This is a genomic window from Pseudomonas sp. WS 5532, from assembly GCF_012985445.1.
In the GTDB taxonomy this organism is placed as follows: Bacteria; Pseudomonadota; Gammaproteobacteria; order Pseudomonadales; family Pseudomonadaceae; genus Aquipseudomonas; species Aquipseudomonas edaphica.
The window spans coordinates 134,240-155,465 of record NZ_JAAQWK010000015.1 but is presented as its reverse complement, the minus strand read 5'-3'; the positions used below and the strand labels follow the sequence as shown (position 1 = coordinate 155,465).

Annotated in this window: 17 protein-coding genes and 2 tRNA genes; 9 read left to right on the top strand and 10 right to left on the bottom strand. The window is 59.9% G+C overall.

Features of this window, described 5'->3' with window-relative positions; genetic code table 11:
• Positions 1-116 precede the first annotated feature (116 nt).
• Entirely contained in the window at positions 117-401 is a 285-nt protein-coding gene (locus tag HBO23_RS23585; RefSeq protein WP_026013896.1) for a DUF3509 domain-containing protein, read from the top strand.
• Between the two features lie 196 nt (positions 402-597).
• Here the strand turns inward: HBO23_RS23585 and HBO23_RS23580 are convergent, their stop codons facing one another.
• Positions 598-1,470 carry a TIGR02285 family protein gene (locus tag HBO23_RS23580; protein WP_017139735.1) on the bottom strand — a complete coding sequence of 291 codons (873 nt, stop codon included), beginning with the start codon at positions 1,468-1,470 and terminating at the stop codon, positions 598-600.
• Positions 1,470-2,669, bottom strand: a complete 1,200-nt coding sequence (locus tag HBO23_RS23575; RefSeq protein WP_169985191.1) for a CaiB/BaiF CoA-transferase family protein — start codon at positions 2,667-2,669, stop codon at positions 1,470-1,472. Before HBO23_RS23575 ends, HBO23_RS23580 begins: the two co-directional genes overlap by 1 nt.
• Before the next feature lie 148 nt (positions 2,670-2,817).
• Here HBO23_RS23575 and HBO23_RS23570 point away from each other — a divergent pair, with 148 nt between their 5' ends.
• Together HBO23_RS23570 and recJ are read left to right on the top strand one after the other, a co-directional pair.
• Positions 2,818-3,360, top strand: a complete 543-nt coding sequence (locus HBO23_RS23570) for a YaeQ family protein (protein ID WP_099549357.1) — start codon at positions 2,818-2,820, stop codon at positions 3,358-3,360.
• A 209-nt stretch (positions 3,361-3,569) separates the two neighbouring features.
• Positions 3,570-5,279, top strand: coding sequence for a single-stranded-DNA-specific exonuclease RecJ (gene recJ, locus HBO23_RS23565; protein WP_017139738.1), 1,710 nt, complete (start codon positions 3,570-3,572; stop codon positions 5,277-5,279).
• A gap of 164 nt (positions 5,280-5,443) precedes the next feature.
• On the opposite strand, the gene HBO23_RS23560 is transcribed toward recJ, so the two are convergent.
• The 4 genes from HBO23_RS23560 to HBO23_RS23545 all read right to left on the bottom strand — a co-directional run bounded on the left by HBO23_RS23560 (position 5,444) and on the right by HBO23_RS23545 (position 10,013).
• Complete coding sequence (locus HBO23_RS23560; RefSeq protein ID WP_138452077.1) at positions 5,444-6,730, bottom strand: AcvB/VirJ family lysyl-phosphatidylglycerol hydrolase; 1,287 nt, start codon at positions 6,728-6,730, stop codon at positions 5,444-5,446.
• Complete coding sequence (mprF, locus tag HBO23_RS23555) at positions 6,730-9,372, bottom strand: bifunctional lysylphosphatidylglycerol flippase/synthetase MprF (RefSeq protein ID WP_017139740.1); 2,643 nt, start codon at positions 9,370-9,372, stop codon at positions 6,730-6,732. The genes HBO23_RS23560 and mprF overlap by 1 nt, the downstream gene beginning before the upstream one ends.
• Positions 9,373-9,652: 280 nt before the next feature.
• Positions 9,653-9,729: transfer RNA gene (locus HBO23_RS23550), tRNA-Met, on the bottom strand.
• Positions 9,730-9,936: 207 nt separating this feature from the next.
• Positions 9,937-10,013, bottom strand: a tRNA-Met gene (locus HBO23_RS23545).
• Positions 10,014-10,292: 279 nt separating this feature from the next.
• On the opposite strand from HBO23_RS23545, the gene dinB reads away from it, so the two are divergent.
• Positions 10,293-11,351 carry a DNA polymerase IV gene (gene dinB / locus HBO23_RS23540; protein ID WP_099549358.1) on the top strand — a complete coding sequence of 353 codons (1,059 nt, stop codon included), beginning with the start codon at positions 10,293-10,295 and terminating at the stop codon, positions 11,349-11,351.
• Positions 11,352-11,483: 132 nt separating this feature from the next.
• On the opposite strand, the gene HBO23_RS23535 is transcribed toward dinB, so the two are convergent.
• The 4 genes from HBO23_RS23535 to HBO23_RS23520 all read right to left on the bottom strand — a co-directional run bounded on the left by HBO23_RS23535 (position 11,484) and on the right by HBO23_RS23520 (position 16,384).
• The gene (locus HBO23_RS23535; protein ID WP_017139742.1) at positions 11,484-12,437 is read right to left on the bottom strand and encodes a hypothetical protein; all 954 of its coding nucleotides are present in this window, start codon (positions 12,435-12,437) and stop codon (positions 11,484-11,486) included.
• 20 nt (positions 12,438-12,457) lie between these two features.
• Complete coding sequence (locus HBO23_RS23530; RefSeq protein WP_017139743.1) at positions 12,458-14,173, bottom strand: proline--tRNA ligase; 1,716 nt, start codon at positions 14,171-14,173, stop codon at positions 12,458-12,460.
• Between the two features lie 272 nt (positions 14,174-14,445).
• Entirely contained in the window at positions 14,446-15,978 is a 1,533-nt protein-coding gene (locus HBO23_RS23525) for an AmpG family muropeptide MFS transporter (protein ID WP_017139744.1), read from the bottom strand.
• A 43-nt stretch (positions 15,979-16,021) separates the two neighbouring features.
• Complete coding sequence (locus HBO23_RS23520) at positions 16,022-16,384, bottom strand: MGMT family protein (protein ID WP_026013897.1); 363 nt, start codon at positions 16,382-16,384, stop codon at positions 16,022-16,024.
• 148 nt (positions 16,385-16,532) lie between these two features.
• Here HBO23_RS23520 and HBO23_RS23515 point away from each other — a divergent pair, with 148 nt between their 5' ends.
• From HBO23_RS23515 to groL, 5 genes are all read left to right on the top strand, one after another.
• Positions 16,533-17,540 (top strand): DUF481 domain-containing protein, encoded by a 1,008-nt coding sequence (locus HBO23_RS23515; RefSeq protein ID WP_017139746.1) that lies wholly within the window; start codon positions 16,533-16,535, stop codon positions 17,538-17,540.
• Between the two features lie 125 nt (positions 17,541-17,665).
• Entirely contained in the window at positions 17,666-18,397 is a 732-nt protein-coding gene (locus HBO23_RS23510) for a HugZ family protein (protein ID WP_017139747.1), read from the top strand.
• A 66-nt stretch (positions 18,398-18,463) separates the two neighbouring features.
• Positions 18,464-18,940, top strand: a complete 477-nt coding sequence (locus HBO23_RS23505) for an FxsA family protein (RefSeq protein ID WP_016975517.1) — start codon at positions 18,464-18,466, stop codon at positions 18,938-18,940.
• Between the two features lie 247 nt (positions 18,941-19,187).
• On the top strand, positions 19,188-19,484 hold the full coding sequence (locus HBO23_RS23500) for a co-chaperone GroES (protein ID WP_017139748.1): 297 nt from the start codon (positions 19,188-19,190) through the stop codon (positions 19,482-19,484).
• Positions 19,485-19,533: 49 nt separating this feature from the next.
• Positions 19,534-21,180, top strand: a complete 1,647-nt coding sequence (groL, locus tag HBO23_RS23495; protein WP_017139749.1) for a chaperonin GroEL — start codon at positions 19,534-19,536, stop codon at positions 21,178-21,180.
• Positions 21,181-21,226 lie beyond the last annotated feature (46 nt).

The window sequence follows — 21,226 nt, the reverse complement described above, 5'->3', positions numbered from 1 at the left end:
AGACGACGATACAAAAGGTCGAACTTTCTGCTGCGGGCACGGGTCACTTGAATGTCAGCACCTTGGTGACATTTTTGTTTTTCGAACTTTATTCGAATGATTGAGTGGTGATCGAGATGGAAAGTATCAGCCTATTGCTCGAAGAAGCACTGAGCCCTTATCAGGTTACGTTGACCACCTCGGGTGTGCAGGGCGAGTGCCTGGTGACCGTGAAGAACCCGGCTGGCGCTATTGTCGTCGAGCGGGAAGTCGATCGCGCGCAATTGACCGATAAGCGCGTGCTGGTGGATGTGGTCGATTGCCTGCTGCGCGACCTTAAAATCGCCGAAGGGCGCCTGGAACCCTCGGTTATCGCCGCCTTGCGCAACGCCGCACAGACTCGCGGCAGCGTGATCGCATGAAGAATTGTTTAATTGGCGAAACTTCCTACGCCATGCCCGGTCAGATTTTTTAACGGCAAGAGCAAACATTGTGCTCCGGTGTTTGTGGCTTGTTGTACTGGTCTTTGTAGGCCACGTTTAACCCCGAAGTGTCTCCCCACTCTTCGGGGTTTCTTTTTGCCTGGGATTTGCCTCGCTGAGGGTCAGGTCTCGGTGCTCAGGGCTCGGGAGAGTCGAGGAAGAAACTCGGGTTGTGCGACAAATACTGTTCACGCATCACTGGGTCCAGCCACGAGGCGTAGGACTGTTGCACCTGCTCCAGTGGAATCTCGCCCAATGCCTGATCGATTCGCTGCATGGCCTGGCGACCTTGCGGCGTGTTGGAGCAAGCGATATGCGTGCGTTGGTAAGGCGCTGAGCCCTTGATGGGAAAGAACAGCAGGTCGTGGGCCGCAATTCCCTGTTGCTGGGCGTGATAGCGGATTTCCGGCGGGTAACCCAGCACCGCCTCCAGCCGCCCCAGGCGCTGCATCTGCAACAGGCTGCCAAGGGCGTCATTGCCGTAATGCAGGGCCAGGGTGTGCGGGTCGGCGTGCTTTAGCTGTTCATCGACGGCGGGGCCGTAACTGCGTTCGGCAGTGGCGCCAATGCGCGCCGTATGGGATTTGAGAAAGGCTTGCAGGTCAAACTGACCCTCGACGATATAGGGCGCCATGGCCGCCTGGTGGCTGCGCTGGATCGTCACCCCATTGCTGACCGTCACGAATGCCTGGGCGGAAAATACCACGTACTGGGCGCGCTCCGGCGTCCACAGCAGCGATGGGTCACAGGTCAGGGATTGAGCACGCAACATTTGAATGCCGCGCGCGCGGTTGACGTGCATCACTTGATGACGATACTCCGGCAGGTGCTCCCTGAGCATCGGCAACAGTTGGTCGAGTGCGCCCTGGTTTTTTTGCGGGCCTTCGAAGATGGTCATTGGCGGCAGGTCGCGCAGCAGCCAGGTCAGTGTGTCCTCGGCCTGAGCCGAGAGCGACCAGCCGCCGAGCAGCGTGCTTACAAGGAGCAAGCGGACGTACGGGCGAACCATCAGATCGCGCCATCCTCACGCAAACGGGTGATGGCGGCGGCGTCGTAACCCAGCTCATTGAGCACCGTGCTGTTGTGCTCCCCTAACTGCGGCCCAACCCATTCGCAACTGCCCGGCGTCTCGGAGAGCTTGGGCACGATGCCTGGCATCTTGAAGTCCTTGCCACCTGGCAGCTGCGCCTTGAGGAACATTTCCCGGGCCAGAAACTGCGGGTCGCCGAGCATGTCTTCGGCGCTGTAGATACGGCTGGCGGGTACTTCGGCCTTGTTCAGTTGCTCGACCACTTGCTCCAGCGGCAGCGAGTTGACCCACCGATCAATCACCCCGTAAAGCTCGTCACGGCGGCTGTCACGCCCGTCATTGCTGGCCAGGGCCGGGTCATTGGCCAAATCGTCGCGGCCGATGGCGCTCATGAAGCGCTTGAAGATGGCATCGCCATTGGCGCCGATCTGCACATGCTTGCCGTCAGCACTGGTATGAATCGAGGAAGGCGTGATGCCGGGCATGATGTTGCCGGTGCGCTCGCGGATAAACCCGAACACGTCGAACTCCGGGATCATGCTTTCCATCATCGCGAAGATGGCTTCGTACAGCGCCACATCCACCACTTGGCCGAGCCCGCCGTTGACCTCACGGTGACGCAACGCCATCAGCGCGCCGATCACCGCCCACAGAGCCGCGATGGAGTCGCCGATGGAAATCCCGGTGCGCACCGGCGGGCGATCTTCAAAGCCTGTGATGTAGCGCAGACCGCCCATGGACTCGCCCACCGCGCCAAAGCCCGGCTGGTCTTTCATCGGGCCGGTCTGGCCGAAACCGGAGAGGCGCACCATCACCAGCTTGGGGTTCAGCGCGTGCAGGGTTTCCCAGCTCAAACCGAGTTTTTCCAGCACGCCGGGGCGGAAGTTTTCGATCAGGATGTCGGCGTCCGCCAGCAGCTGTTTAAGAATCGCCAGGCCATCCGGGTGCTTGAGGTTCAGGGTCAGCGACTTTTTATTGCGCGCCTGCACAAACCACCACAGCGACGTGCCTTCGTACAGCTTGCGCCACTTGCGCAGCGGGTCGCCGCCATCGGGGGATTCGACCTTGATCACCTCGGCACCGAATTCAGCGCAGATACGTGAGGCAAACGGTCCGGCGATCAGGGTGCCCAGTTCGATGACTTTCAGGCCGGAGAGCGGTTTGGCATTAAACGACATGAGGATCCTTAGCAAGCAGGGGCGGTGGTGTCATGCCTTTTAACATAGGCGAGCGGCCCAGGGATAAGCATGATGCAGCGCAGTATTCGTTCAATGGCTGCCCCATCGGTTAGACTGGCGACCTTTCCCTGTCTTTAGAAGCCCGTTCATGGCCCAGCCGTCCACGACCTACAAATTTGAACTGAACCTCACCGACCTCGATCGTTCGGTGTACGAGAGCGTCAAGCAGACCATCGCCCGCCACCCTTCGGAAACCGAAGAACGTATGACCGTGCGGCTGCTGGCCTACGCCCTTTGGTACAACGAGCAGTTGGCGTTCGGGCGTGGCCTGTCAGATGTAGACGAGCCAGCCCTGTGGGAAAAAAGCCTGGATGATCGGGTTCTGCACTGGATTGAAGTCGGCCAGCCCGACGCCGACCGCTTGACCTGGTGCTCACGCCGTACCGAGCGCACCAGCCTGCTGGCCTATGGCAGCCTGCGCGTATGGGAAGGCAAAGTGGTGCCGGTGGCCAAGAACCTCAAGAACGTCCACATCGCCGCCGTGCCGCAGGAAGTCCTCGAGACCCTGGCCAAGGACATGCCGCGCGTGATCAAGTGGGACGTGATGATCAGCGAAGGCACTATTTTCGTGACTGACGACCGTGGCCAGCATGAAGTGCAGCTGGAGTGGCTGGTCGGCGAACGCGGCTAAAAAGTAAAACTGTGAAAAGCTGGCTTCTGTGGGAGCTGGCTTGCCTGCGATAGCATCACCGCGGTATGTCTGATGGACCGAGGTGCCTGCATCGCAGGCAAGCCAGCTCCCACACAAGCCAGCTAGACAAACAGGTTCCAGCGTTGATCTGTGTTGATTGCTCAATTGTCGTTTAACCGTTGTATCTGAAGAGAAGCTTCCGTTACCCCATGCGTATCGATCCTCGCCCGTTGCCCGCTGTCCTGCCGTTTCTCGGTGAATTGCCACCGCTGTTGACCCGTCTCTACGCCGCACGCGGGGTGCAGTCGGAGGCTGAGCTGGACAAGAGCCTGGCGCGGTTGATTCCCTACCAGCAACTCAAGGGCATCGACGCGGCGGTAGACCTGCTGGTGACGGCTCTGGAGCAGCGCCAGCGCATCCTTATCGTCGGTGACTTCGACGCCGATGGCGCCACGGCCAGTACCGTGGGCACGCTGGGCCTGCGTTTGCTCGGCGCGGCGCATGTCGATTACCTGGTGCCCAACCGCTTCGAATACGGCTACGGGCTTACCCCGGAAATCGTCGCTGTGGCGCTGCAGCGCGAGCCGCAGCTGCTGATCACCGTGGATAACGGCATCTCCAGCGTTGAAGGCGTGGCGGCGGCGAAGGCCGCCGGGTTGCAAGTATTGGTCACTGACCACCACTTGCCGGGTGATGAATTGCCGGCGGCGGATGCCATTGTCAACCCGAACCAGCCTGGCTGCGAGTTCCCCAGCAAGGCGTTGGCCGGCGTGGGTGTGATCTTTTACGTGCTGATGGCCCTGCGCGCGCGGTTGCGCAGCCTGGGCTGGTACGACAACAAACCCCAGCCAAATATTGGCGAACTGCTTGATCTGGTCGCCTTGGGCAGCGTCGCTGACGTGGTGCCGCTGGATGCCAACAACCGCATTCTGGTGCATCAGGGCCTGGAGCGTATTCGTGCCGGGCGTGCGCGGCCGGGGATCAAGGCGATTCTCGAAGTGGCCAAGCGCGATGCGGCGCGTATCACCTCCACCGACCTCGGTTTTATCCTCGGGCCACGCCTCAATGCAGCCGGGCGCCTGGATGATATGAGCCTGGGCATCGAATGCCTGCTCACCAGCGACGTGGCGGCGGCGCGGGAAATGGCCGCGCAGTTGGACGGCATGAACCAGGACCGCAAATCCATCGAACAAGGCATGCAGCGCGAGGCCCTGGCCCAGCTCAAGGACTTGCCGGTGGAGTCGATGCCTTACGGCTTGTGCCTGTTCGACCCTGAATGGCACCAAGGTGTGATCGGTATTCTGGCGTCACGCATGAAAGAGCGGTATTTCCGTCCGACCATCGCCTTCGCCGACGCTGGTGATGGCCTGCTCAAGGGCTCAGGGCGTTCTGTGCAGGGTTTTCACATCCGTGATGCCCTGGCGGTGGTCGCCAGCCAGCATCCCAACCTGATCGCCAAATACGGCGGCCACGCCATGGCCGCCGGCCTGACCTTGCCCGAGGAAAACTTCCCGCTGTTTGCCGAAGCCTTTGATGCCGAAGTGCGCCGGCAGCTGTGTGAAGAAGACCTCACCGGTCGCCTGCTGACTGACGGCACGTTGGCGGTGGAAGAGTTTCACCTCGAGTTGGCGCGCGCACTGCGCCATGCCGGGCCATGGGGCCAGCACTTTCCCGAGCCGTTGTTTCACGGTGTGTTTCAGTTGGTGGAGCAACGTGTGGTTGGCGAGCGGCACCTGAAGGTGGTGCTCAAGAGCGAATGCGGGTCAGTGAAGCTCGATGGCATTGCGTTTGGTGTGGACCGTGAGGTGTGGCCGAACCCGACGGTGCGTTGGGTGGAATTGGCCTACAAGCTGGATGTGAACGAGTTTCGTGGCAATGAAACTGTGCAACTGATGATTGCGCATATCGAACCGCGCTGAGTCTGGGCCACACCACAAAACAATTGTGGGAGCTGGCTTGTTGTGGGAGCTGGCTTGCCTGCGATGCAGACGCCTCGGTCTATCAGACAGACCGAGGTGATGCTATCGCAGGCAAGCCAGCTCCCACAGAGGTGCCCACGTTCAGCTTTGTGGGCAGCCTTGGATTACTCGGCTTTGTCTTTAGCCTGGTGCTTCACAATGATATCCACCAAGCGCTGAGCCAGCGCCGGGTAGTTCTCATCAAAGTGATGCCCGCCCGGCAGCTTCACTGCCTCGCCCACAGCCGTGGTATCGGTGCAGCCACTCTCGTTGACTTCTTCAGCACCGTAGATGCACACCACTTTGTCCGCCGGCAGCTTGGCCATTTCCGGGCCGGTGGCGGCTTCTTTGCCGGCGTTGCCCAGCCAGCCTTCCACTTCGATTTCAAAGCTGCCGGTGCGTGCAAAGGCGAGCAGGATAATGGCGTCGACACGCTGCTGTTCGCTTTCCGGCATGCGGTTGTAGATCGCCGGCAGTACGTCGGCGCCGAATGAATAACCGGTCAGCACGAAGCGCTTGGTGCCCCACTTCTGGCGGTAGTGCTGCATCAGCTCGGTGAGGTCTTTGGCGCTTTGTTCCGGGGTCTTGTGCTGCCAGTAGTAGCGCAAGGTGTCGATGCCGACCACCGGGTAGCCGATCTTGGCCATTTCACCGGCCACATCGCGGTCCAGGTCACGCCAGCCGCCATCACCGGAGAGGAACAAGGTAACGGTGTCCTTGGCTTGGCCAGCCGGTACTTCGACCACCGGAATCGCCAGGCCGCCGTTGTCCGAACCGACCAATTGCTTGCGCAGTTCGTTGTTCAGTACTTGTGGGTAGTGAATGTCGTAGTCGCTGATGCTGGTAGTCGCGCGCGGTGTATCGCGTACGAAACTGGCGCTTTCATCGTCAGGGTTATCGTTCCACGCCACCAGCCAATTGCCATGGGCAGAGGTCTTCGGCAGTGGGTCCTTGCAACCTTCCTGAACCAGGGCGAAGCCGACGGAGATGGCGTTGGCCTTGTCGTCGTTCTGTGTGGCCAGCCAGCGCCAGGCGAGTGCGGCGCCAGGGCCGATGCCGCTGACCAGCGTCGCCGGGCCTTTAAGCTGGGCCAGGGCGCTTTGCAGGGCTTGTTCCTGCAACTTGCAGTCATCTTTTGGCAGGATCACTTGAACGATTTGCGCCGAGCCGCCCTGGCTCAGGGCAATCAGTTGGCTGTCGCTCAAGGTCTCATCGGCCATTACAGCCACGGCCACGCGGGCCTTGGCCGAGCCGTTAGGCGTCACACGGGTCATCACCGAACCGTCGGCCTGGGGCAGTTGTTCCAGGATCGGTTGCGGGGCAGGGCGGTTCCAGTACCAAAAGCCACCCGCCGCGATCAGCGCGAGCAGCACTACTAAGGCCAATACATACCGCCAGGAGCGTCGAATCATCAGCGTTTCACCAATCCAGTCAAGCCGCCCGCAATCAGGGCGGCGGTATCGGCCAGTGCCACCAGCGGATCAAGTCCTGCGGGCACGGCCATATAACGGGGTTCCCAGTCAGGCTGGAACTTGTCTTTGAAGCGGCGCAAACCTTGGAAGTTATACAGTTGCTCGCCGCGGCGGAACACCATCGAGCCCAGGCGTTGGGTCAGCGGCGCACCACGGCGCGGTTGCAGGCCCGACAACGGCACCATGCCGAGGCTGAAGCGGGCGTAGTCATGGTTCTTATAATGTTGAATCAGGCCAACCATCATGAATTCCATGGTCAGCTTCGGCGCGTCCGGGTGCGCACGCATCAGGTCGAGACTGGCCAGGTCATGGTTGTAGGTCTCGAGCAGGTTGGCGAAGGCTACCGGGCGCCCTTCGAAGCGAATGATCGCGATGCGAAAGTGCTTGAGGTAGTCGTCACTGAAACGTCCGAGGGAGAAGCCCTTTTCCCGCACGTTCTTGCCGGTCAGCCACGCATCGGAAATGACTTTGAGCTCATCCATCGGCGCCTGGCCCGGGTCGCAGATCTCCAGGGACAGGCCGTCCCGGGTGCCACGGTTCCAGGTGTAGCGCAGGTCCTTCATCTCTTTGCCCTTGGCTTCCAGGTCAAAGCGTTTGAGGTCGACGCGGGCTTCTTCGCCCAGCTTGATCGCGGTGAGGCCAATGTCCATGTAGTACGGCAGGTTCTCGGCGCGTACTTGATAGAACACTGGGCGCGCGTGATGGATATCGCACAGGTCGCGGAACTGCCAGATCATCTCCGCGCGGGGCTGAGTCGGGCCGATCGGGTCGTACAGGGCCACCAGGCTGCGCCCGCGACGGGCGTACATCAGGAAGGCTTCATCGTTGGGGTGGAACAGCAACGCCTTGTCGCCGGTCAGCGCCAGGCCGCCGTCGGGTTGCGAGGAGGCCATCAGGATCTTGGTGGCACGCTCCAGCTCATCCGGTGTCGGCAAGTGAATGACCGGGCGCGCAGTGCGCAACAGCCAGGTCAACGACACGATCACCAGCAACACCGCCGCACCCAGCAATGAACGCAGGCCCCGTGGGGCGTTGGCGTCCAGGGTGAACTGCCACCACAGCTGATGGCTGTACGGCACGTCTTGATAGGCAAACAGCAGCAGCCAGATCGAGGCGCCCAGCACACAGACACTGGCCACCAGGTACAGCGGCGAGAACGGCAGCTCAGTCAGGCGGCTGGCGCGGTAAAACGAGCGACGGAAGATCGCCAGCAGCACCGCCGTCATGATCATCAGGCTGGCTTCTTCCCAGTCGAAGCCTTTGAGCAGCGAGAGCAGGGCGCCGGTCAGCAGCAGCACCATGGTCAGCATCCAGGCCGCCGACAAACGTCGACGCAGGCCTTGGGCGAGCAGCAGGCACAACACGCCGATCAGGCTGGCACCGAAGTGCGAGGCATCAATCAGGCGGTGGGGAATCAGGAAGCCGATGTTTTCCAGGCGTGAGTCGATTTCCGGCGTGGCGCCGGAAAACAGCAGGACCACGCCGGACAAAAAAACCAGTACGGCCAGCACCGGCGCCGCCAGGCCCGAAGCAACCCGCAGGCTTTGCTGGGTCTGGAACAGACGCTGGGCTTCGTTGACCAACAGGAAGATACAGGCGATCAGCAGCGGCAGAACCACGTAGATCATCCGGTACAACAGCAGGGCGGCGGCCAATGGCGCGGCGCCGAGTTTATCGGCAAACGCGGCCAGCAGAATTGCCTCGAACACGCCCACGCCACCCGGCACATGGCTGAGTACACCGGCAGCCAGGGCCAGCAAATACACCAGCAGGAACGGGCCGAACGGCGGCGCTTCCGGCAGCAACATATAAAGGACGGTGGCGGCAGCGGCCACATCCAGCGCGGTGATGATCAGTTGCAGGAAGGTCAGGCGGCGGCCCGGCAGGCGCAGCGTGCGACGCCCGGCCTTGACCAGCAGGTTGTCCGGGTAAGGTTGTTCCGGCAGGCGCCGGCGATAAATACCGATGCACAGTGCGACTGACAGCAGCAATACCGCGCCGGCGATGCCACCGAGCAAACCTTGGGACAAATGCAGGTAGGTCGAGGCCGCGGGCAAGTTGCTCAAGGTGGCCAGTGCGGCCAACGGCGGCAGGGCGGTACCCAAGGCCAGGCTGGCAAACACGGTCATGTGCGCCACTTCCGAGGCACCGATGCCATGGCGTGCATATAAACGGTAGCGTACTGAACCGCCCGAAAGCATCGACAACCCAATGGCATTGCCGATGGCAAAGGCGGTGAAGCCACCCATGGCCAGGGTCTTGGCCGGCAGCTTCACGCCGGCATAACGTGCGCCGGAGAATTCGTAGCCCAATAGAATGATGAAACCTGCGACCGCGGCGGCAAATGCGCCGAGCAAGGCAGGCTTGGGCACTTCCAGGATCGAGTCGTGGAGCGCGTAAAGGTCCAGTTCCAGCAGCAAGTGTCGGCAGGCGATCAGGGCGATAGCGAACAGCAACAGGGTGACGGCCAGCCCAATGGGTTGACGGTATTTGCTCAACAGATCCAGCCATCGCAAACGGGTGGGAGTGATCGGTTGTTCCGCTGTGACGGTGTCTTGTGGTTCAGACGAGTTGGCGCGCATCAATCACCTCGTGGATTGTGCGCGACAGGATGGAGGTATCCAGCCAAGTTACCAATCCCTATGGACAAAATAATTACAAATATTAACGCTTATCGTCGGGGGCGGCGACAGCGGCCAATTGGTCGTAGAGGGTCGAGCTTGAGCACTGAGCATAGCTTGCAATGACATGGACTCTGCAAACCGAATACGGTTTCATGAAAGATGCCATACCATTGTTTCAGAAGAACTTTTTCACCGGATACAAAAAAGGCCACTCTTTCGAGTAGCCTTTTTTGATGTTTGGTTGCGGGAGCCGGATTTGAACCGACGACCTTCGGGTTATGAGCCCGACGAGCTACCAGACTGCTCCATCCCGCGTCTGTGGGCGGCATTCTACAGCCCAACGGCGAGGTGTCAACCGTTAATAGTCTGATGGGTCAAATAAGTGGAAATTAGTCACTCCACAGCCACCTTGTGCGGTAAGTGCAGGGTGGGCAACGTTTTTTCTGTCTTACAATTTTCATACAGGGCTAAAACAGGCACGCACAAAAAAGGCCACTCTTTCGAGTAGCCTTTTTTGATGTTTGGTTGCGGGAGCCGGATTTGAACCGACGACCTTCGGGTTATGAGCCCGACGAGCTACCAGACTGCTCCATCCCGCGTCTGTGTGTCGGCATTCTACAGAGGAACGCAGGTGTGTCAACCTGTGAATTGAAGAAAAGCGCTTGTGGTTCAAGCGGTTAGCTCTCCAAAGTGGGCTTCAAACGGCCTCGGGGCCAGTCTGGCCAAGGGTTTGGCTCTATTGGTGGGTAGATTTCGATTGAGAAAATAAATTCATCTGGGAAATTTCCTACCGCTCAAACGGCAGATTCAAACTACTGGTGCTATATACAGGAGTGAGTGCGATACTGGCCGCCCGTTGGATTACACCCTCTGTTTATATGACGCAGCGCAAAATCATCCACGTCGACTGTGATTGCTTCTACGCCGCCATCGAGATGCGCGACGACCCGAGCCTGGCGCAAAAGCCACTGGCGGTCGGCGGCTCGGCAGACAGGCGAGGGGTGATTGCAACCTGTAACTATGAGGCGCGGGCCTATGGCGTGCGCTCGGCCATGTCATCGCGCCACGCCTTGAAGCTGTGCCCGGACCTGACCATCGTCAAGCCGCGCATGGATGCTTATAAAGAAGCGTCGAAGGAAATCCAGACGATCTTTCGCGACTACACCGACCTGATCGAGCCGTTGTCGCTGGACGAAGCTTACCTGGATGTCTCCGACAGCCCGCATTTTGGCGGCAGTGCCACGCGCATCGCCCAGGACATCCGCCGGCGCGTCTCCAACCAGTTGCACATCACCGTGTCGGCCGGCGTGGCGCCGAACAAGTTTCTGGCCAAGATCGCCAGCGACTGGAAAAAACCCAACGGCCTGTTTGTGATCACCCCGGATCAGGTTGAAGACTTTGTGTCGCAGTTGCCAGTGAAAAAGCTGCACGGTGTCGGCAAGGTCACCGCCGACAAGCTGGCGCGCCTGGGCATCGAAGACTGCCTGCAACTGCGCGAGTGGAACAAGCTGGCGCTGGTGCGTGAATTCGGCAGTTTTGGCGAGCGGCTCTGGGGCCTGGCTCGTGGGATTGATGACCGTGTGGTGCAGAACGACAGCCGCCGACAATCGATCAGTGTGGAAAATACCTACGACGTGGACCTGCCGGATCTCTCAAGTTGCCTGGCGAAACTGCCTGAGCTGATGGAAACCCTGGCAGGGCGCATGGCGCGTATAGACAGTAGCTACCGCGCGGGCAAGCCGTTCGTTAAGGTGAAGTTTCATGACTTTACCCAGACGACGCTGGAGCAGGCCGGGGCAGGGCGGGATCTGGAGAGTTATCAACAGCTGTTGACCCAGGCGTTTAACCGGGGCGGGAAGCCGGTGCGGTTGTTGGGGATTGGGGTGCGGTTGCTGGACCTGAGCAGCGGTAACGAGCAGCTTCAATTTCCCTGGTAGAAACCGGATCAAAAAAATGTGGGAGCTGGCTTGCCTGCGATAGCGCAGTGTCAGTCACTGATGTTGTGACTAATACACCGCTATCGCAGGCAAGCCAGCTCCCACATTTTGATTTTTATCCAGCCTGAAGTCTCAGCGTGCCCCAGGATCTGCGACGAGTCTTCCCGCATCCTTGGTCAGCGCCTGCAGAAACTCCTGCTGCAACTCCGGATCATTGCGCGTCAATTCGATCAGGCTTTGTTCCAGCTCGCTGGCTTCTTCCTCCAGGCCCAGCTCCGACAGGCGCTTGACCCGGTGCACCCATTGGTTCACTTCGTCATCTTCCAAGTCGTCGTAGATCAGGCCATGGGCTTCGAGCAACTTGCCGCGCAGGGTGTTGCTGATCGCCAGGGTCGAGTCGGAATGCACATCGTCCTGGCCATCTTCCACGCTGATCTTCAAGGTGCTGACGCGGTTCAGGTCCTGCTCGGCAAATGGGCTGTCCAAAAGGTTCAGGCGCAGTACGCCATCGCGGTCGGTGGTCAGCTCATGGGTCTGCTTGCCGGCGGTAACTTGCACCGGGCGCTCGCTCCAGGGCAGGCTCGAATACTCCGTGCGCTTGTCGCGCTGCACTTCATCGATACCCGCCAGGTTCTGTTGCGCACGGCCGTGGGATTGCACGTTCATGAACGGGTTGATGCCGTCCACGCCGTAGCTCAGCCAGTCACGCGTCATGCTGGTGGGCAGGTTGCCGAGGGCGAAGATATTCACCACGTTGGCGCCCGCGCCCGCTACCAGTGCAACGGCACCCAAAGGCATCTCATAGAGTTTGCGCCAGGGCTGGTAGGGGGTGTAGCGATCGTAACGGCGGGTGACTTCGAACTCGGTGACCTCAAAGGTCTTCTGCTCGTGAATGCGAACCCGGCGTTGCGGTAGTTCCAGCACTTTGGGTTCGCCTACATCGATTTGCAGGCTGTGATCGAGCAACTTTCGCTCGACCCGCTCCTCGTGCTCGCTGCGTTGCGACATTTGATTGGCGCAGCCGCTGACCAGCAGGGCGCCGCACAAGGCGGCGCCCCCCAGGGCTCTGGTGTTTCGCTTGAACATGACTTCTCTTGATCTGGTTTTCAGCGACGAATACGCGCCTGAAGGAAAGACAGCACGTCAGCCACCGGCAACGGTTGGGCTTCGGCTTCGGTCCGGCTCTTGTATTCCAGATTGCCATCCGCCAGGCCGCGGTCACTGACCACGATACGGTGCGGGATGCCAATCAGTTCCATGTCGGCGAACTTGATGCCCGGGCTGGTTTTCTTGTCCCGGTCATCGAGCAGCACTTCAAAACCGGCAGCCGTCAGTTCGGCATACAGTTTGTCGGTGGCTTCGCGTACTTGCTCGTTGTCGTAGCGCAGCGGTACCAGGGCGATCTGGAACGGTGCCAGGGCGTCGCTCCAGATGATGCCTTTCTCGTCGTTGTTCTGCTCGATGGCAGCGGCAACCACGCGTGATACGCCAATGCCGTAGCAGCCCATGTCCAGGGTGATCGGCTTGCCGTTCTCGCCCAGCACTTCGCACTTCATCGCCTTGCTGTACTTGTTGCCCAGCTGGAAGATGTGCCCGACTTCGATGCCGCGCTTGATTTCCAGGGTGCCCTTGCCATCCGGGCTTGGGTCACCGGCCACCACGTTACGCAGGTCGGCCACGGTCGGAACCGGCAAGTCACGCTCCCAGTTCACGCCGAAGTAGTGCTTGTCATCAATGTTGGCGCCGATACCGAAGTCGCTCATCAGCTCGACCGAACGGTCGATGATGATCGGCAACGGCAGGTTCAGCGGGCCCAGCGAACCAGCACCGGCGCCAATGGCGTCGCGCAGTTCGGCATCGGTGGCCATGACCAGCGGGCTGGCCACGCCAGGTTGCTGGGCAGCCTTGATTTCGTTGAGTTCGTGGTCGCCACGGATCACCAGGGCGATCAGCTTGCCTTCTTCTTCGGCGCGCACGATCAGGGTCTTGATGGTCTTTTCAATCGGCAGATTGAATTTTTCCACCAGGGCCGCGATGGTCTTGGTCTCTGGCGTGTCCACCAGGCGCAGTTCTTCAGCCGGTGCGGCGCGGGACGTTTCCCGTGGCACGGCTTCGGCTTTCTCGATGTTCGCCGCGTAGTCGGAACCGTTGCTGAACACGATATCGTCTTCGCCGGACTCGGCCAGCACGTGGAACTCGTGGGAGCCGGCGCCGCCGATGGAGCCGTTGTCCGCTTCAACCGGACGGAACTTCAGACCCAGGCGCGTGAACACGTTGCAGTAGGCGGTGTGCATGCGGTCGTAGGTGGCCTGCAGGGACGCCTGGTCGGCGTGGAACGAGTAGGCATCCTTCATGATGAATTCGCGGCCGCGCATCAAACCGAAGCGTGGGCGAATTTCGTCACGGAACTTGGTCTGAATCTGATACAGGTTCAACGGCAGCTGCTTGTAGCTGCTCAACTCGTTGCGCATCAGGTCAGTGATCACTTCTTCATGGGTCGGGCCGGCGCAGAAATCGCGGCCATGACGGTCCTTGAAGCGCAGCAACTCAGGACCGTACTCTTCCCAGCGCCCGGATTCCTGCCACAGCTCAGCCGGTTGGGTGCTCGGCATCAACACTTCCAGAGAGCCGGCGGCGTTCATTTCTTCGCGAACGATGGCTTCGACCTTGCGCATCACCTTCAAGCCCATGGGCAGCCAGGTGTACAGGCCGGAGGCCAGTTTGCGGATCATGCCGGCGCGCAGCATCAGCTGATGGCTGATCACAACCGCGTCGGAAGGCGTTTCTTTCTGTGTGGCGAGCAAATATTGACTGGTACGCATGGTAGGCCGTTGTCGGTTGCTTGGACTTGAAATGACTTGGGATTGTACGGGCGGTTGTCGCTGGAGTACAGGCGTGAGGTCGTGGCGGTGTTTCTGGTGGAGTAGAGCGTGTGTGGGAGCTGGCTTGCTATGGAGAGGGCGCTTGCTGTGGCGAGGGAGCTTGCTCCCGTTTGACTGCGCAGCAGTCACCGGCTTTTTGGGGGCGCTTCGCACCCCAGCGCAAGCAAGCTTGCTCGCCACAACAAGCCAGCTCCCACATTGGCTGAGGTGGGTCAGTCTTCTGCGGGAGGATTCAACCGCGCCCGTCGGCTTTCCTGAAACCAGTGCAGCGCAATCAGGAACAGCGTCGGCACACCCAGCAGGCAAGTGATGATGAAGAAGTTGTGATAACCGAACTTCTCTACCATCACGCCCGAGTAGCCACCAATCAGGCGCGGCAGCAACAGCATGATCGAGCTGAGCAGCGCGTATTGGGTGGCGGAGAACTTGAGGTTGGTCAGGCTCGACAGGTAGGCGACAAACGCCGAGGTGGCCAGCCCCGAACTGAAGTTATCCAGGGAGATGGTGAAGATCAGCATCTGCAGGTCCGGGCCCATGTCGGCAAGCATCACGAACAGCAGGTTGGTGGCCGCCGAGGCAATGCCGCCGATAAACAGGATCGGCAAGATGCCGAAGCGCACAATCAACAGGCCGCCCATACCGGCGCCGAGCAGGGTCATGATCAGGCCGAAGATCTTGCTGACCCCGGCGATCTGGTCCTTGGTAAAGCCCTGGTCGATGTAGAACACGTTGGCCATCACGCCCATTACCGTGTCGGACATGCGATAGGTCGCAATCAGCCCGAGCAGCAGCAGCGCCTGCCAGCGATACCGCAGGATAAAGTCGTTAACCGGCGTGAGGACGGGTGCCAGGCCTCGTCGACCCATGGCCGAGAGGCACAGGGTGGTGAGGATGATGTACAGGATGGCGCGCAGGAACGCGCGATCTTCCATCAGCAGCTCCCACAGGCTCACGCCGTGGAACAGCACGCTGGCGAAATCGGTGTTGTACAACTGGGTGAACATCGCCGGGACCGACACCAACAGCACGATCAGCACAAAGACCGAGACAAGCTGATGCGCAAAGCTGTAGCGCCCGGCCTGCAATTGGGTGCGCAGTGGCACATCGGGTTCACGCATGAAGAAGGTGGTCAGCAGTGCCGGGATCATCAGCACGCCGAACAGCACGTAAGTACCGGTCCAGGCCGAGTGTTTATAGTTGAAGCCGGTGGAACCGAAACCTTCGGCAAAGAACAGCGCGCCGGCGGTGGCCAGCAGTGCGGCGATGCGATAGCCGGACATGTAGCTGGCAGCCAGCGCGGCCTGGCGGCTGTCGTCGGCTATTTCCAGGCGATAGGCGTCTACCGCAATGTCTTGGGTGGCGGAGGCAAAGGCTACGATAACGGCAATGGCGATCAGCCAGGACAAGTGCTTTTGCGGGTCGCAGAAACCCATGCCGATCAACCCGAGGATCACCAGCGTCTGGGCAAGTACCAGCCAGGAGCGACGTCGTCCCAGTTTGCCGAGCAGCGGCAGGCGCCATTGGTCGAGCAGCGGCGACCAGACCCATTTAAACGCATAGGCTAGGCCGATCAGGCTCGCATAGCCGATGGTCTCGCGGGCCACACCGGCCTCGCGCAACCACACAGATAGCGTCGAAAACACCAACATGTAAGGCAAGCCGGCGGCGAAGCCGAGCAACAACAGGACTAACGTCGAAGGGCTGGCATAGGCGGCGAGCGCGGCGCGCCAGGTTTTACGGGGCATGGGCTGGAGTCTGCCTCAGATTTGCGGAAACAAAGCGCGCACTCTAACCGCTGTGCTCTACCGGGCGCCAGCCATGACGCTGAATATCAACGCGATTGTTCAGGATACTGACGCCTTCACTGCGCAAACGCGCACGTTGTTCGTCGCCTGAAGCGCTGCCCACCGGCAGACTTATCCGACCACCGGCACCCAATACCCGATGCCAGGGCAGACGGGTGTCCTCCGGCAGTTGGCTGAGCGTGCGCCCGACCCAGCGGGCAGCGCGGCCCAGGCCGGCCAGGTGCGCCAACTCGCCGTAACTCACCACGCAACCTTCGGGCACTTGCGCCAGGGTCAGGTACAGGGCCGTTCGGCGCATGTCTGCGGGGCTTTGGGGGGCGTCTTCGGGTGTGTGGGGTGTGGGCATCGCCGCGTCTTTATAAAGAGGTGTTTTTGTAAGAAACGTCTGTAATCATGCCGTTGAGAATTGAACTCAATATAAATCCTTGAGTCAGTCCAAGCTATCTAACACGATAACGCCCCTTTTTCGCCATTTTCGAGCCTCGAATTCGCTTATGTTGTCCAGAACCCTGCTCTGCCTTGCTGTTCTCAGCGCCTCCACGCCCCTGCTCGCCGACACCATCTGGTTGAAGAACGGTGACCGCCTGACCGGCAAGATCAAAGTCTTCGACGGTGGCAAATTGCTGATTCAGACCAACTACGCAGGGGCCATCCCGGTGGATTGGAAGCAGGTCAAGACCCTGGAAAGCGACCAGGAACTGCTGGTCAAGCAGGACGCTTACACCGGTGAAAAGGCCAAATCCCTGAAAGCGGCGGAGGATGGCAAGGTCACCCTGACCAATGGCGAAGCGCCGAAAACCGTGGACTTGGCCAGCATCCAGCAGATCATCAAGCCAAAGCCTGTGATCGAAGACCTGGTGTGGAAGGGCAATGTCGACCTGGCGCTGGACTACAAACGCGCCGACAAGGACACCAACGACTACGACATCGACTTCAAGACCACCGCGCGTCACGGCCAGTGGCGGCATACCGCCCAGGGCGAATACAACCGCGAGTTCCAGGATGACGTGACCACCACCGACAACTGGTCGCTCGAATATGACCTGGACCGCTTCATCACCGAGCATTGGTACTGGCAGGGCCGCCTGACCTACAAGCGTGACAAGGTTGAAGACCTGTCCCGCCAGCGCACCGTGGGTACTGGCCCTGGCTACCAGTTCTGGGACGATGAGCTGGGCGCGTTCTCCCTCGGCTCGCTGGTCAACCGCACCGATTACCAGTATTCGGACGATCGCAAGAGCAACTTCTATTCCCTGGCCATGAAGTGGAGCTACAACCGCTACCTGGTGGGCAAGACTGTGGAATTCTTCACTAACGGCGAAGTGGGCAAGCCGCTGGCCGGGCCGTCCGATTACTCCCTGGATGCGGAAATGGGCCTGCGCTACAAAGTCACTGAATGGGCCTCGCTCAACCTCAAGGCCGAGCGCGACATCATTAATGGCGAATCGCAAAGCAGCTTGGACAAGACCCGTTACACCGCAGGCTTCGGCGTCGCCTGGTAAAGCAGCCCGGTAAAACCAGCAACGGACACTCTGGCAACCCGCGCCGATATTGATTACCTTGTGTTGAGATTCATTCCCATAGACGCCATAGGCTGTGGGCGGCTGAACACCCGAGGAGTCATACCGTGAGCACGCAGGTTGCCAAGAACGCCCGAGAGCTGTTGCTCAAGGAATACCGTGGAGCGCTCTCCACATTGTCCAAAGCCATGCCGGGTTTTCCCTTCGGCTCAGTGGTGCCGTACTGCCTCGACGCGCAGGGCCAGCCGATCATCCTGATCAGCCGCATCGCCCAGCACACCCACAACCTGCAGAAAGACCCCAAGTGCTCGCTGCTGGTGGGTGAGCGCGAGGCGGATGACGTGCAAGCGGTAGGGCGCCTGACCTACCTGGCCGAAGCCGAAAAGCTTGAGGATGAGGCTGCGATTGAAGCCGCCGCCGAGCGCTATTACCGCTACTTCCCGGATTCGGCCAACTACCACAAGGCCCACGATTTCGACTTCTGGGTGCTCAAACCGGTGCGTCACCGTTACATCGGCGGCTTTGGCGCGATTCACTGGGTCGACCAGCTCACCCTGGCCAACCCGTTTGCGGGCAAAGCCGAGCGCAGCATGATCGAGCACATGAACAGCGATCACACCAAGGCCATCGCCCACTATGTGGAGCTGACCGGCCTGCCGACCACCGAACCTGCGCAATTGGCCGGTATCGACGGCGAGGGCATGCACCTGCGCATCGGCCAGTCCTTGTATTGGCTGCCGTTTGCCGAGCCTTGCAACACGCCGACACAAGTGCGCGAAGCCCTGGTTTCATTGGCTCACGCTGAGGTCTGGCCGAAAAAAGAAGCCGTCAGCGCTTGAATTCACGAAACGGCGACGTCATTTAAGGTGGACTGGCAAGGCATTCTTGCGTTGAGGAACCATTTGATGCGCCCTTTTTTATTGCTCTTTCTGCTGTTCCCGGTGTTGGAGCTGTTCGTATTTGTTCAAGTCAGCAGTGCCATCGGGTTTTTCCCGGCACTGTTGCTGATTATTCTCGGCTCGATGCTCGGCGTCCTGGTGCTGCGCGTCGCCGGCCTGGCCACGGCGCTGCGTGCGCGTGAAAGCCTGAACCGCGGCGAACTGCCTGCTCAGACCATGCTTGAAGGCCTGATGATGGCCTTGGCCGGTGGCCTGTTGATCCTGCCAGGCTTTATCAGCGACGTGGTCGGCCTGGTCATGCTGCTGCCGTTCACCCGCAAGCTGCTGGCCGGCAAGATGCGCCAGCGAGCTGAAGAAGCGGCGATCCGCCAGCGCGCCTTCGCCGATGACCTGCAACCCCGTGGCGGCCCGGCGCCACGCCAGCCGTTGGGGCGTGAAGGGGATGTGATCGAAGGCGAGTTCGAACACCGCGACAGCAAATAACCGCATGACCTGCACGGCGCCTTTGGGTGCCGTGTTGCTTTTGCCGCCCGGCATTCGTAAAAAATTTCCGTCGCGGCCTCTTGTAATAAGCTTATACGCCCTTATGTAACGGTCACCGCAAGGTTTCTGGTGGCGACACCAGACAGACTTCCGCGTCTTGCTTGGCGAGGCGCGACCGGCACCGCCGGAATACAACTTGCCGGTATCGATACCGGCCGATGAAAAACACAATTAGGAGAGATCGACAATGAGCAAGCTTCGTCCTCTGCACGACCGCGTCGTAATCCGTCGCAGCGAAGAAGAAAAGAAAACCGCTGGCGGTATCGTTCTGCCAGGTTCGGCTGCTGAAAAAGCCAACCACGGTGTGATTCTCGCTGCAGGCCCGGGCAAGACGCTGGAAAACGGTCAAGTACGTGAGCTGGCCGTAAAAGTGGGTGACAAGGTTGTTTTCGGCCCTTACTCCGGCAGCAACACTGTGAAAGTCGACGGCGAAGACCTGCTGGTCATGGCTGAGAACGAGATTCTCGCCGTTCTGGAAGACTGATTCCCCGCTCATTTTCCCGTTACTACAAAGTATTTAAGGAATATCGATCATGGCTGCTAAAGAAGTTAAATTCGGCGATTCCGCCCGCAAGAAAATGCTCACCGGTATCAACATCCTGGCTGACGCGGTAAAAGCGACCCTGGGTCCTAAAGGCCGTAACGTGGTTATCGAGAAGAGCTTCGGCGCTCCGACCATCACCAAGGACGGCGTTTCGGTAGCCAAAGAAATCGAACTGGAAGACCGTTTCGAAAACATGGGCGCGCAGCTGGTCAAAGACGTTGCCTCCCGTGCCAACGATGACGCAGGCGACGGCACCACCACCGCTACCGTACTGGCTCAGGCCATCGTCAACGAAGGCTACAAGGCCGTCGCTGCCGGCATGAACCCGATGGACCTCAAGCGCGGCATCGACAAGGCGACCATCGCCATCGTTGCTGAGCTGAAAAAGCTGTCCAAGCCATGCGCCGACACCAAGGCTATCGCTCAGGTAGGCACCATCTCCGCCAACTCCGACAACTCCATCGGCGACATCATTGCCGAAGCCATGGAAAAAGTCGGTAAAGAAGGCGTGATCACCGTTGAAGAAGGCACTGGCCTGGAAAACGAACTGTCGGTTGTAGAAGGCATGCAGTTCGACCGTGGCTACCTGTCCCCGTACTTCGTCAACAAGCCTGAGACCATGGTTGCCGAGCTGGACAGCCCGCTGATCCTGCTGGTCGACAAAAAGATCTCGAACATCCGCGAAATGCTGCCAGTGCTGGAAGCCGTTGCCAAAGCCGGCCGCCCACTGCTGATCGTTTCCGAAGACGTTGAAGGCGAAGCCCTGGCGACTCTGGTTGTGAACAACATGCGTGGCATCGTTAAAGTCGCCGCCGTCAAGGCGCCAGGCTTCGGCGACCGTCGCAAGGCCATGCTGCAGGACATCGCCGTTCTGACCGGCGGTACCGTTATCTCCGAAGAGATCGGCCTGAGCCTGGAAAGCGCCACCCTGGAAAACCTGGGTAGCGCCAAGCGCGTGACCATCTCCAAAGAAAACACCATCATCGTTGACGGTGCTGGCGTTGAGCAGGATATCCAGGCTCGCATCACTCAGATCCGTGCCCAGGTTGCCGAGACTTCGTCCGACTACGACCGTGAAAAACTGCAAGAGCGTCTGGCCAAGCTGTCCGGCGGCGTTGCAGTGATCAAGGTTGGCGCCGGTTCTGAAGTTGAAATGAAAGAGAAGAAAGCCCGCGTTGAAGACGCCCTGCACGCAACCCGTGCAGCCGTTGAAGAAGGCGTGGTACCTGGCGGTGGCGTTGCGCTGATCCGCGCTCTGGAAGCACTGGCTGATCTGACCGGCGACAACGCTGACCAGAACGTCGGTATCGCTGTTCTGCGTCGCGCCGTTGAAGCGCCGCTGCGTCAGATCGCTGCCAACTCCGGCGACGAGCCAAGCGTTGTGGTCAACGAAGTCAAGAACGGCAAAGGTAACTACGGTTACAACGCTGCGACTGGCGAATACGGCGACATGATCGAAATGGGCATCCTGGACCCTACCAAGGTGACTCGTTCCGCGCTGCAAGCAGCAGCCTCGATCGGTAGCCTGATCCTGACTACCGAAGCTGCAATCGCTGACAAGCCAAAGGCTGAAGGCGCAGCTGGCGGCGGTATGCCAGACATGGGCGGCATGGGTGGCATGGGCGGCATGATGTAAGCCAGCCTTACCCAGCTATTAAAAAGCCCCGCTTGCAGTGATGCAG

Coding starts and splice junctions, on each gene's coding strand:
- mprF (WP_017139740.1), bottom strand. CDS start 9,372: ATGCGCGCCAACTCGTCTGAACCACAAGACACCGTCACAGCGGAACAA.
- HBO23_RS23570 (WP_099549357.1), top strand. CDS start 2,818: ATGGCCCAGCCGTCCACGACCTACAAATTTGAACTGAACCTCACCGAC.
- HBO23_RS23500 (WP_017139748.1), top strand. CDS start 19,188: ATGAGCAAGCTTCGTCCTCTGCACGACCGCGTCGTAATCCGTCGCAGC.
- recJ (WP_017139738.1), top strand. CDS start 3,570: ATGCGTATCGATCCTCGCCCGTTGCCCGCTGTCCTGCCGTTTCTCGGT.
- HBO23_RS23515 (WP_017139746.1), top strand. CDS start 16,533: ATGTTGTCCAGAACCCTGCTCTGCCTTGCTGTTCTCAGCGCCTCCACG.
- HBO23_RS23525 (WP_017139744.1), bottom strand. CDS start 15,978: ATGCCCCGTAAAACCTGGCGCGCCGCGCTCGCCGCCTATGCCAGCCCT.
- HBO23_RS23520 (WP_026013897.1), bottom strand. CDS start 16,384: ATGCCCACACCCCACACACCCGAAGACGCCCCCCAAAGCCCCGCAGAC.
- HBO23_RS23580 (WP_017139735.1), bottom strand. CDS start 1,470: ATGGTTCGCCCGTACGTCCGCTTGCTCCTTGTAAGCACGCTGCTCGGC.
- HBO23_RS23535 (WP_017139742.1), bottom strand. CDS start 12,437: ATGTTCAAGCGAAACACCAGAGCCCTGGGGGGCGCCGCCTTGTGCGGC.
- dinB (WP_099549358.1), top strand. CDS start 10,293: ATGACGCAGCGCAAAATCATCCACGTCGACTGTGATTGCTTCTACGCC.
- HBO23_RS23585 (WP_026013896.1), top strand. CDS start 117: ATGGAAAGTATCAGCCTATTGCTCGAAGAAGCACTGAGCCCTTATCAG.
- HBO23_RS23505 (WP_016975517.1), top strand. CDS start 18,464: ATGCGCCCTTTTTTATTGCTCTTTCTGCTGTTCCCGGTGTTGGAGCTG.
- HBO23_RS23530 (WP_017139743.1), bottom strand. CDS start 14,173: ATGCGTACCAGTCAATATTTGCTCGCCACACAGAAAGAAACGCCTTCC.
- HBO23_RS23560 (WP_138452077.1), bottom strand. CDS start 6,730: ATGATTCGACGCTCCTGGCGGTATGTATTGGCCTTAGTAGTGCTGCTC.
- groL (WP_017139749.1), top strand. CDS start 19,534: ATGGCTGCTAAAGAAGTTAAATTCGGCGATTCCGCCCGCAAGAAAATG.
- HBO23_RS23575 (WP_169985191.1), bottom strand. CDS start 2,669: ATGTCGTTTAATGCCAAACCGCTCTCCGGCCTGAAAGTCATCGAACTG.